Annotated in this window: 10 protein-coding genes; 4 read left to right on the top strand and 6 right to left on the bottom strand. The window is 75.6% G+C overall.

The window, feature by feature from the left end; all coding sequences use genetic code 11:
* Window positions 1-99: 99 nt before the first annotated feature.
* Both AC1WTP_RS31855 and AC1WTP_RS31860 read right to left on the bottom strand, forming a co-directional pair.
* Window positions 100-1,125, bottom strand: a complete 1,026-nt coding sequence (locus tag AC1WTP_RS31855) for a glycosyltransferase family 9 protein (protein ID WP_481652942.1) — start codon at window positions 1,123-1,125, stop codon at window positions 100-102.
* Window positions 1,118-2,290 (bottom strand): glycosyltransferase, encoded by a 1,173-nt coding sequence (locus AC1WTP_RS31860; protein WP_481652943.1) that lies wholly within the window; start codon window positions 2,288-2,290, stop codon window positions 1,118-1,120. The genes AC1WTP_RS31855 and AC1WTP_RS31860 overlap by 8 nt, the downstream gene beginning before the upstream one ends.
* A 76-nt stretch (window positions 2,291-2,366) precedes the next feature.
* Here AC1WTP_RS31860 and AC1WTP_RS31865 point away from each other — a divergent pair, with 76 nt between their 5' ends.
* Window positions 2,367-3,533 (top strand): CaiB/BaiF CoA transferase family protein, encoded by a 1,167-nt coding sequence (locus AC1WTP_RS31865; protein ID WP_481652944.1) that lies wholly within the window; start codon window positions 2,367-2,369, stop codon window positions 3,531-3,533.
* Between the two features lie 18 nt (window positions 3,534-3,551).
* On the opposite strand, the gene AC1WTP_RS31870 is transcribed toward AC1WTP_RS31865, so the two are convergent.
* Window positions 3,552-3,962, bottom strand: coding sequence for a DUF2267 domain-containing protein (locus AC1WTP_RS31870; RefSeq protein ID WP_481652945.1), 411 nt, complete (start codon window positions 3,960-3,962; stop codon window positions 3,552-3,554).
* A gap of 151 nt (window positions 3,963-4,113) precedes the next feature.
* Between AC1WTP_RS31870 and AC1WTP_RS31875 the strand changes: the two genes are divergently transcribed.
* Both AC1WTP_RS31875 and AC1WTP_RS31880 read left to right on the top strand, forming a co-directional pair.
* Window positions 4,114-4,383, top strand: a complete 270-nt coding sequence (locus AC1WTP_RS31875) for a DUF2795 domain-containing protein (protein ID WP_481652946.1) — start codon at window positions 4,114-4,116, stop codon at window positions 4,381-4,383.
* A 66-nt stretch (window positions 4,384-4,449) separates the two neighbouring features.
* Entirely contained in the window at window positions 4,450-5,112 is a 663-nt protein-coding gene (locus tag AC1WTP_RS31880; RefSeq protein ID WP_481652947.1) for a DUF1345 domain-containing protein, read from the top strand.
* Window positions 5,113-5,359: 247 nt separating this feature from the next.
* On the opposite strand, the gene AC1WTP_RS31885 is transcribed toward AC1WTP_RS31880, so the two are convergent.
* Window positions 5,360-6,025, bottom strand: coding sequence for a hypothetical protein (locus AC1WTP_RS31885; protein ID WP_481652948.1), 666 nt, complete (start codon window positions 6,023-6,025; stop codon window positions 5,360-5,362).
* 46 nt (window positions 6,026-6,071) lie between these two features.
* Window positions 6,072-7,043 carry a pirin family protein gene (locus tag AC1WTP_RS31890; protein ID WP_481652949.1) on the bottom strand — a complete coding sequence of 324 codons (972 nt, stop codon included), beginning with the start codon at window positions 7,041-7,043 and terminating at the stop codon, window positions 6,072-6,074.
* A 287-nt stretch (window positions 7,044-7,330) separates the two neighbouring features.
* On the opposite strand from AC1WTP_RS31890, the gene AC1WTP_RS31895 reads away from it, so the two are divergent.
* Window positions 7,331-8,698 (top strand): hypothetical protein, encoded by a 1,368-nt coding sequence (locus tag AC1WTP_RS31895; RefSeq protein ID WP_481652950.1) that lies wholly within the window; start codon window positions 7,331-7,333, stop codon window positions 8,696-8,698.
* Window positions 8,699-8,707: 9 nt separating this feature from the next.
* Here AC1WTP_RS31895 and AC1WTP_RS31900 read toward each other — a convergent pair whose 3' ends face one another.
* Entirely contained in the window at window positions 8,708-9,865 is a 1,158-nt protein-coding gene (locus AC1WTP_RS31900) for a CapA family protein (protein ID WP_481652951.1), read from the bottom strand.
* Window positions 9,866-10,155: the final 290 nt, after the last annotated feature.

The following is a 10,155-nucleotide window of genomic DNA, read 5'->3' on the forward strand; positions in this document are numbered from 1 at the left end:
TTCGCGGGCAACCACCCGAGGCGCGCTCCGGGGCCCGCCGTACTGACCGGAATGGTTCGTGGGAAGTACTCCCCTCGTGGCGACAAGGTTAGGCCAGGCTCATTCCGCCCGCCAAGCGACACCCCCGCGAGCCGGGCGGCGGGCGGTGACCGCGGCGAGGACGCGGCCGACGTCCAGGTCGGCCATGCAGGCCGGCCCGGCGCCGTCCAGCGGGCAGCGCGCCTGCCACCAGCAGGGCTGTTCGGTGATCGCGGTGGGGCGCCGGTACGGGCACCCCGGCAGGCCCTGCAGGTCGGCGCCGCCGATGCCGTACCGCCGGGCGTCGGTGGGGCCGAAGAGGGCGACCGTGGCGGCGCCGACGGCCGCGGCGAGCCGCACCGGGCCGGTGTCCGGGCCGACCACCACCCCGCCGCGCCGGGCGACGGCGGCGAGCTGCCCGGCCAGGGTGGGCAGGTCGGCGCGGGGCAGCGGGACGCCGAGCGGGTCGCGGGCGTCCACCGGGCCGACGGTCAGCACCGGGTGCCCGCGCCGGGTCAGCTCGCCGGCCAGCGTCCGCCAGTGCCGGTCCGGCCAGCGCTTCACCGCCATGCCGGCGTCGGTGACCAGCACCACCGGCGGCGCGACCGGGTCACCGACCAGCCTGCCGACGACCCGCTCCCCGGCGGCCCGGGCCCGGCCGGGGACGTGCACCCGGGGCCGGGCGGCGCGGTCGGCGGCGTCCAGCAGCCCCTCGGCGTGCAGGATCTCCAGGTACCGGTCGCCGACCGGCTGGTCCGGCGGGGGCTGGCGCCACAGGTTGGTCACCGCCCGGGTCGCCGCCGCCGCGAGCAGCTCCGGGATGCCGTCGTAGCGGGTGGTGCTGACCGCCAGGTCCGGGCGGCGTTCGGCGAGCGCCGCGACCACCGCGTCGCGCTCCGCACCCGGCCGGCCGTGCCGCGGGGTGCGCACCTCGGTCACCGCCGGGTCGGCGCGGACCAGGTCCGCCCCCGGCTCGTGGGTGAGCACCCGGACCCGGGCGCCCGGATGGCGGCGGGCCAGGCCGTGCACCGCCGGCAGCAGCATCAGCAGGTCGCCGATCCCGCCGAGCAGGTCGACCACCAGGATGTCCGCGTACCGGTCAGGCACCGGCCCGCTCCAGCGTGCGCCGGTAGAGGTCGCGGTGCGCGGCGGCCACCCGGGGCCAGGAGTACGCGGCGGCGAAGGCCCGCCCGCGTTCGGCGAGCCGCCGGCGCAGCACCGGGTCGGCGAGCAGCTTGCCGACGGTACGGGCGACGGCGGCGGCGTCCCGGCGCTCCCGGATGACCGCCACCGCCCCGCTGCGGGCCAGTTCGTCGTCGCCGGCCTCGGGCACCGTCACCGCGGTCGGCAGCCCGTGGGCGAGCGCGGCGAGCAGCGCCCCGCTCTTCGTACCCACCCCCGAGGTGAACGGCAGCACCGCCACGTCGGCGGCGTGCAGCGCGGCGGAGACCCGCTCGGCGGGCAGGTGGCCGGTGAAGGTCACCGCGTCGGCGACCGCGTGCCGGCGGGCCAGGGCGGCCAGCTCCGCCTGGAACGCGCACGCCTCGGCCTCGGGCAGCGCCTGGGAGGTGAACCCGCCCACCACCAGCAGCCGCAGGTCCCGGTGCTCCCGGCGCAGCTCCGGCAGCGCCTCGATCAGGTACCGCACCCCCTTGACCGGGTGCACGAAGCCGAAGAACACCAGCACCGGCGCGCCCGCGGGCAGGCCCAGCTCGGCGCGCAGCCGGTGCCCGGCGGTGGGCGCGCCCAGCTGGTCGGTGACGTTCGGGGCGATCGGGATGTGCACGGCGTCCCGGCCGGTGCGGGACCGCAGCACGGCCGCGTGGCCGGGGTTGGTGACGATCACGGCCGCGCTGGCCGGCACCAGCCGGCCGGACTCCCGGTCCCAGCGCCGGGTGCGCTCCACCGCCGACCAGAGCCGTCCCGGCAGCCAGCCGGGGCAGGCCCACCAGCCGTACTCGTGCAGGGTGGTGACCAGCGGGACGGTCCGCCGCAGCCGCAGCGGCAACAGGCCCGGATGCCCGGAGAACCGGTACGCCGAGGGCGCGAACTGCACGTGCACGAGGTCCGGTGCCAGCCGGCGCACCTCGCGGGCGGCCCGGGCGGTGGCGCCCGCCCAGCCGTCGCCGTCCGGCCGGACCGGCACGGCGGTGACCTCGACCCCGGCCCCGTCCAGCGCCGCCAGCAGGTGATGAACGTAGTCGCTCACCCCGTCGCGCTCCGGCGGTCCCGGGCCGTGCAGCATGGCCACCCTGATCCGGTCCTCGACCACGCCACCTCCCCGCCTGGACGGGCAGACGATTCCCGGCCCCTTACGGCGCAAACCCGCCAGCGCCTATCGTGGCCCGATGACCGAGGACGTCCCGGCCGGCCCGCTCGCCGGCGTACGGGTGGTGGAGCTGGCCGGCATCGGACCGGGCCCGTTCGCCGCGATGATGCTCGCCGACCTGGGTGCCGACGTGGTCCGGGTGGACCGGGTCTCCGACGTGGACCCGGCCGCCTTCGGCACCCCGCACCCGGACCTGCTCAACCGGGGCCGCCGCTCGATCGCCGTCGACCTGAAGTCGGCGGGCGGCCGGGAGGTGGTGCTCACCCTGGTGGCCGGCGCGGACGCGCTGATCGAGGGCTTCCGGCCGGGGGTGACCGAGCGGCTGGGCGTCGGACCGGCGCACTGCCTCGCGGCCAACCCGCGACTGGTCTACGGGCGGATGACCGGTTGGGGGCAGGACGGGCCGATCGCCCCGTACGCCGGGCACGACATCGGCTACCTGGCGCTGACCGGGGCGCTGCACGGCATCGGACGGGCCGGCGAGCGCCCGGTGCCGCCGATGAACCTGCTCGGCGACTTCGGCGGCGGCGGAATGATGCTCGCCCTCGGCCTGGTCGCCGCCCTGTACGCGGGGCGCGGCGGCGCCACCGGCCAGGTGGTCGACGCGGCCATCGTGGACGGTGTGGCGGTGCTCAGCACGCAGATCCACGGGCTCCGGCAGCTCGGCATGTGGCAGGATCCGCGCGGGGTCAACCTGCTCGACGGCGGCGCGCCCTTCTACGACACGTACGAGTGCGCCGACGGCAGGCACCTGGCGGTCGGCGCGCTGGAGCCGCGCTTCTACGACGAGCTGGTCCGGCGCACCGGCTTCCCGCTGCACCCGGACGAGGCGCTGGACCGTACCGACCCGGCGAACTGGCCGGCGCTGCGGGCGGCCTGGGCGCGGCTGTTCCGCACCCGTACCCGGGACGAGTGGACGGCGCTGCTCAGCGCCTCCGACGCCTGCGTGGCGCCGGTGCTGGACTGGCGGGAGGCGCCGGAGCACCCGCACCTGGCCGCCCGGCACACCTTCGTGGAGCGGGACGGGGTGACCCAGCCGGCGCCGGCGCCCCGGTTCTCCGGCACCCCGACGGCACTGCGCCGACCGCCGCCGCAGCCCGGTGAGCACACCGACGAGCTGCTGGCCGAGGCGGGTTTCGACGCGCTCCGGATCGCCGACCTCCGGGCGGCCGGCGCGATCGCCTGACCGGCGGCGCGGGGGCGGTCAGGAGCGGCGCAGCGTGGCCCCGGGGGCCATCGCCGGCTCGACGATGTCCCGGAAGTCGCGCGGCAGTTGGGTGGCCACGTCGTCGAACTCGCCGCCGGTGATGGCCTCGCGCAGGGTGACGAAGACCGCCCGCGCGCCGGCCCGGGCGGCCGGCTCGTCGACGCCGGCACGCAGCGCGACCCGGGCGACGAACTCCGCGGCGCCGAACCGGTCCGCCGACTCGGTGCGCGGGCTGGGCTTGAGCACCACCTGCAGCGGCTTGGGCAGTTGGGCGGCCAGGTCCAGCACCTCCCCGCCGGTCAGCCGCTCGGCCAGCGTCTCCAGGGTGGCCCGGGTCAGCTCGACGGCCCGCTCGGACGAGGTCCGGGTGCGCTGGGCGACCTGGTCGATGAAGGTGTCGTAGTTCATGGCGTGCTCCCTCGGTGCGTCGGCGCTGCGGGTACCCGTGGGCCCGGCCGGGAAACGGCGCCCGGATTTCCGGGCCGACCGGCGCGTGAGGGCCGCCCGGGCGGGTAACCGCCGCCGGTCGTGACGGATCGATGCCCGAGGAGCCGACACCATGGCGAGTTACGCCGACGTCCTGCAGTACCTCTCGAGCCTGGACTATCCGGCCGACAAGGACGACGTGGTACGCGAGGCCGAACGGGAGGGCGCCCCGCCGGAGGTGTTGAAGGCCCTGCGCGCCCTTCCGCCGGTGGACTACGCCAACGGCAACGAGGTGGCCCGCTCCGCCGGCATCGACGCCGCCCCCGAGCTGAGCCCGTCCCAGCGGGCGGCGCAGGCGCGGGAGCGGCACACGCGGGTCTCGCAGCACCTGCGTGGCATCTGACCGACCGGTGCGCGCCCCCGGGCCGGCGCCGGCCGCGCACCCGGTCCCGCGACCGGGTGACCGGTAATGGTGTCCGGGCCCCCGTCCCGCCCGCCGGGGCACACCCCGGTGGCGATCCAGCTCGCCGTGATGGGCGTGGTCGGGCTGGTGGCCGGCGGGCTCACCGCGGCGCTGGCCCCAGCGAAGGTGGCCGCGCTGGTCGGCTGGGACGCCGCCGCGCTCAGCTGGCTCGTCCTGGTCTGGCACAGGGTCTGGCTGCTGAACGCCGAAGAGACGGCCCGGATGGCCTTACGCGAGGACCCGAACCGGGCGGTCCGCGACGCGCTGCTCCTCGTCGCCTGCGTGATCAGCCTGTTCGCGATCGGTTTCGTGGTGACCGACGCGCACGGCGCGCCGACGCAGGCCACCCGAAACGTCTACAGCGCACTGGGCGTGGTCAGCGTGCTGCTGTCCTGGCTGATGGTGCACACCGTGTTCGCCGCCCGGTACGCCCGGCTCTACTACACCGGCCCGGACGGCGGGGTGAACTTCAACCAGCCCGATCCGCCCTGCTACTCGGACTTCGCCTACCTGGCGTTCACCATCGGAGCCACCTTCCAGGTCTCCGACACCAACCTGACCAGCATGGACATGCGCCGCGCGGTGCTGCGGCACTCCATGCTGTCCTACCTGTTCGGGGCGTTCATCTTCGCGGTGACGGTGAACCTGGTCGCCGGCCTCGCGCCCTGAGAGGCGCGCAGCCGGTGCGAGGCTCCGGACGACCGCGCACAGGCGGGCGCCCCGTGCCGCGAACCGCGACCGGGGCGCCCCACAGAACACCACACCTGGCGGCGAGCCGGACCCGAACCGGGTCGCGACCGCCAGGCGGTGACGTTCGCCCGAACCGGGCGGGCATCACTGCCGCGATCATCATACGATAGGGATCATCCAAACGGTCAGAAAACGCGGAACTGTGGGCCAGTCCACTCCCGCCAGATCAGCCGGTCAGCTCCGCGTACCGGTGTTCCAGGTCGACCCGGGCCAGCGCGCCGACCAGCCAGGCGAGCCGTTCCGACTCGCCGCTGCCGGCGAGCCCGGCCAGGTCGTCGGCGGAGCGCCCGAGCCCGAGCCGGCGGGCCGCGACGAGCGCCCGGCGGTCGGCCACCGGCGCCACCTCCCGCCACAGCGCCTGGGCCTCCCGCAGGAACAGGTCGACCACCTGGTCGTCCACTCCGGGCAGGTCGGTGAGGAGCTTCCGCTCCCGGGCCGGGTCGTGGTGGGCCACCGCGCGCAGCCGGCGCAGGTCGCCCCGGTACCGGTCCACCACGGTCTGGGCGAGGTCGCCGAGGACGGTGGCCAACGCGTCCACGTCGCCCCGCTGGCCGGTCTCGCGCAGCACCCGGACCCGGTCGGCGTGCAGCGAGCGGGCGAGCCGGGCGGCACTGTCCCAACCACTCTCGGGCAGCGCGCGGGCGCTGTCCACGGCCCGCCGGAAATCGCCCCGGCGGGCCAGCAGGACGGACAGGCAGAGCAGCTGGAACAGGCTCGACGGGTTGTTGGTGACCCGGAACCCGTACTGCTCGGCGAACCCGCGCCCACTGCCGGCGAGCCGGCGTACCAGGCGCTTCTTGTCCTCGATGCTGGAAATGGCACTGGTCGGCATGCCCGCGACTACCCGCGCCGCCGCCGGTCACGCCTGCCGGACGGGATCAGCCGCGGACCCCGCCACTGCGGTCGCGGGCCTTGAGCCGGGTGGTGGGCAGCGCGGGCGCGGGCAGCGGCGGCGCCGGGTCGTCGGCGACGACGCCGAAGCGGCGCCCGGCCATCCAGTCCTCCCGGGCCGCGGCGACCTCCTCGTGCGAGCGGCCGACGAAGTTCCACCACATCACCAGCGGCTCCTCGAAGGGCGTACCGCCGAGCAGCAGCAGCTGGCTGCCCGGCTCGCCGCGCAGGGTGAGCCGGTCCCGGCCGGTGCCGAGGTAGAGCAGCGCGCCGGGGGCGACGGACACCCCGTCCACCTCGGCGGAGCCGGACATGGCCAGCAGGCCGTACTCGAAGTCGGGCCGCAGCGGCAGCGTGGCCGGCGCCGGACCGCGCGGCTCGAGCTGCGCGCCGAGCAGCGGGGTGTGCACCACGGCCGGAGAGCGTTCCCCGGCCAGCTCGCCGACCAGCAGGGTGACGTCCAGCTCGCCGTCGGCCCAGCGGGGCAGCTCGGCGTGGTGGGCGAAGTCGGGGTCGCCGGCCCGGGCCGGGTCGGGCAGCGCCACCCAGAGCTGCACGCCGTGCATGAGCGGCGGGTGCGCCGCGGGCGAACGCTCGGAGTGCGCGATGCCGTGCCCGGAGGTCATCACGTTGAGCTGGCCGGGCCGGATCGGCTGGACGCTGCCCAGGCTGTCCCGGTGCAGGATCTCCCCGTCCAGCAGCCAGGTGACCGTCTGCAGCCCGGTGTGCGGGTGCGGCGGGACCTCCATGCCCGGCCGCTCGGCGACGTCGTCCGGCCCGAAGTGGTCGACGAAGCACCACGCCCCGACCATCCGCCGTTGCCGCTGCGGCAGCAGGCGACGGACCGTGGTGTAGCGGCCCAGCGGGACGTCGTGGCCGGGCAGCAGCACGCTGCCGGGATCCACCGTCGCCACGCCCGGCGGTCGGGTCTGCGCCGGCATAGATTCGGTACGCTCCACCGCCCCGACTGTACGCGCACGCCCCCCGGCGCGGGCCCGGACCTCGGGGCGCACCCGGCCGCGGTCCGGATCGAGTACGGGCTGCCCGGCGACTACGTGGCCGGCGCGAACATCAACGGGTTCCGCCGGGTGGCGGAGGCGATGCTGGCACACGGCGTGGTCTGACCGAGCGGTCAGGCAGCCATTGACGTCGGTGGAACGGCGGGCCTAGGTTCAGGGCACTACCGGCCGGTAGGCACCCGTCCGCCGCCACCGTCCCGGGCGGCACCGTCCGAGGGGGAGCAACGATGCCGCCCGCACCCGCCCGTCTCGCCCGCCGCCTGCTGGCCGCCGGCCTCGCCCTGACCCTCGCGGCCGGGCTCGCCGGCGGCGCGCCGGCCACCGCCGCCGACCGCCACTCCGACGGCAGCCAGCCGCTGCCCGGCTACACGATCAGCAACCCGCCGCTGGACCCGCTGGTGGTGGGCGGCGAGCCGACCACCGTCCGGCAGGGGGTGCACCGGCACGCCGGCTACCTCATCGAGGTGCCCGCGCGCTGGAACGGCGACCTGGTGCTGTGGGCACACGGCTACCGCGGCCAGGAGAACGTGCTCTCCCCCGAGCCGCCCGGCTTCGGCCTGCGGCAACGCCTGCTCGAGCAGGGCTACGCCTGGGCCTCCTCCTCGTACGACCGCAACGGGTTCGACATCCGCTCCGGGGTGCTCGGCACCAAGGACCTGGCCACCCACTTCGGCCAGGTGGTGCGGCGTCCGCACCGGACCTACCTGGCCGGGGTGTCGATGGGCGGCTACATCATCGCCCGCTCGCTGGAGCAGTACCCGGGCTTCTACGACGGGGCGCTGCCGATGTGCGGGGTGCTCGGCGACCAGACGCTGCTCGACTTCTTCCTCGACTACAACCTGGTCGCCCAGGCCCTCGCCGGGGTGCGCGCGTACCCGACGCCGGCCGACTACCTGACCAACGCGGTGCCGCGGATCCAGCTGGCGCTCGGCCTGGCCGGGCTCACCCCGACCGGCCCGGACACCACCAACGAGCTGGGCAAGCAGCTGCGGGCCATCACGGTCAACCGCTCCGGCGGCCCGCGGCCGGGCGCCGACGCGTCCTTCGCGGTCTGGAAGGACTTCCTCTTCGCCATCAGCACCACCAGCGGCGGCGACTCCCCCGCCCAGCGGCCCGGGCAGCTCGCGACCAACCTGTTCACCCGCTACACGCCGAACTCGCCCGTGGACGTGAACGCCGCGGTGCGGCGCGTCGCGCCGGAGAACCTGCGGCAGCGGCTCTCCCCGACCCTCACCGAGGTGCCACGGATCGCCGGCCGCCCCACCGCGCCGGTGGTCAGCCTGCACGACCTCGGCGACCTGTTCGTGCCCTTCTCGATGGAGCAGGCGTACGCGCGGGACGTGGCGAAACACGGCCGGGGCAGGCTGGTCGTGCAGCGCGCCATCCGGGCCGCGCAGCACTGCGAGTTCACCCCGGCCGAGGCCGGTGCCGCCTGGGACGACCTGGTGTCCTGGGTACGCCACGGCAAGCGGCCCGCCGGCGACAACGTGACCGATCCGGCGGTGGTCGCCGCGGCCGACTACGGCTGCCGGTTCAGCGACCGGACCGCGTACGCCGCCGGCGTCGGCACCCGTCGCCTCTACCCGGCCTGCTGACCGGTCCGGTCAGTGCGGCGTGCGCAGCCCCGCCTCGAGCGCGCCCCGCATCCCGAGGTAGCCGAGGATCCGCTGGTGGATCCGGGCGTAGTGGGTCCGCTGCCAGGCGGGCAGGCGCGGATCCGCCATGCCCGCGGCCAGGTCGACCACCCGGGCCGCGGGCCGGTACTCCATCCAGGTCGGCAGCACGGTCACGTCGGTCACCGCCCACCGGCCGGCGGCGGTGCGGCGGAAGGTGAACTCGGGCACCACCGCGTCCTGCGTGTTCTCCGGCGAGCCGTCGCCGAACCGGGTCGTCAGGTTGCCCATCCCGTACGCGACCCACTTCGTACCGATCTTCTCGAAGGGCTGCACCACGTGCGCGTGGTGGCCGATGATCAGGTCGATCGCGGTCGAGGCCAGCAGCTCCCGGGCGAGGTCGAGCTGGTCGCCGTTCGGCTCGTTCCGGTACTCGGTGCCCCAGTGCATGGACAGGATGACGATCTCGGCACCGGCCGCGCGGGCCCGCCGGGCCTCGTCGAGGATCGCGTCCGGGTCGATCCGGTTGGCCGCCCACGGCCGGCCCGCCGGCAACTCGATGTCGTTGAAACTCAAGGTGTACGACAGCTGCCCGACCTTCACCCCGGCCACGTCGAGGACGAGCGGTCGGGCGGCCTCCGCGGCGCTGCGGGCCGTGCCCGTGTGCCGGATCCCGACCCGGTCCAGGTTGTCCAGCGTACGGGCGATGCCCGCCACCCCGGTGTCCAGCGAGTGGTTCGAGGCGGTGGAGCAGGTGTCGAAGCCCGCCCAGGCGGCGGCGTCGGCCAACTGCGGCGGCACGCTGAAGGCCGGCCAGCCGGTGAACGGCCCCTCCGGCTCGGCCAGCGGGGTCTCCAGGTGGCAGATGGCGAGGTCGGCTGCGCTGACCCGGGGGCGGACCGCCGCCAGCACCTGGGTGAAGTCGTGGCCGTCCCGCCCGCTGCGCCGCGCGTCGGCGGCGGCCTGTGCGGTGAGCGGCGGATGGACCAGCAGGTCACCGGCGGCCACCACGGTCAGCTCGGCCCGCGGCGTGGGTGCGGCGCTCGCGGTCGCCGGCCCGCTGCTCCCCGGCGCCAGCTGGTCGGCCTCCCGCTCGGGCGCGTCGCAGCCGACGACGAGCAGGGCAGCTAGCACCATAATCCTGGCCATTGCCTTCATAATGGACATATTGCTGCCGTGGCCCAACTCAGGCCGGGCAAACGCCAAAGGCTCCCTCCCCGGAGTGGGGAGGGAGCCTTTGACAGTCGTTCACGTTGTCCGCGGTGCGGTTGTCAGTTGTTCCAGTGCGTGGCGACCAGGTCGGCGGCCTGCTGCTCCCACTGGGCGTAGTGGAACGGGTAGGCCGACACCTGCACGGTCTGGGCGGCCTTGGTCAGCGGCATGTCCTGCCACCCGTCGACCTGCTTCAGACCCTTCAGGAACGCCGTGGTCGAGTACTC

The sequence above is a fragment of the Micromonospora sp. R311 genome (genome assembly GCF_056780015.1).

What these genes read in the sequence shown, in the direction of transcription:
- AC1WTP_RS31865 (WP_481652944.1), top strand. Translation starts at nt 2,367, where the DNA reads ATGACCGAGGACGTCCCGGCCGGCCCGCTCGCCGGCGTACGGGTGGTG.
- AC1WTP_RS31870 (WP_481652945.1), bottom strand. Translation starts at nt 3,962, where the DNA reads ATGAACTACGACACCTTCATCGACCAGGTCGCCCAGCGCACCCGGACC.
- AC1WTP_RS31875 (WP_481652946.1), top strand. Translation starts at nt 4,114, where the DNA reads ATGGCGAGTTACGCCGACGTCCTGCAGTACCTCTCGAGCCTGGACTAT.
- AC1WTP_RS31880 (WP_481652947.1), top strand. Translation starts at nt 4,450, where the DNA reads ATGGTGTCCGGGCCCCCGTCCCGCCCGCCGGGGCACACCCCGGTGGCG.
- AC1WTP_RS31885 (WP_481652948.1), bottom strand. Translation starts at nt 6,025, where the DNA reads ATGCCGACCAGTGCCATTTCCAGCATCGAGGACAAGAAGCGCCTGGTA.
- AC1WTP_RS31895 (WP_481652950.1), top strand. Translation starts at nt 7,331, where the DNA reads ATGCCGCCCGCACCCGCCCGTCTCGCCCGCCGCCTGCTGGCCGCCGGC.
- AC1WTP_RS31900 (WP_481652951.1), bottom strand. Translation starts at nt 9,865, where the DNA reads ATGGCCAGGATTATGGTGCTAGCTGCCCTGCTCGTCGTCGGCTGCGAC.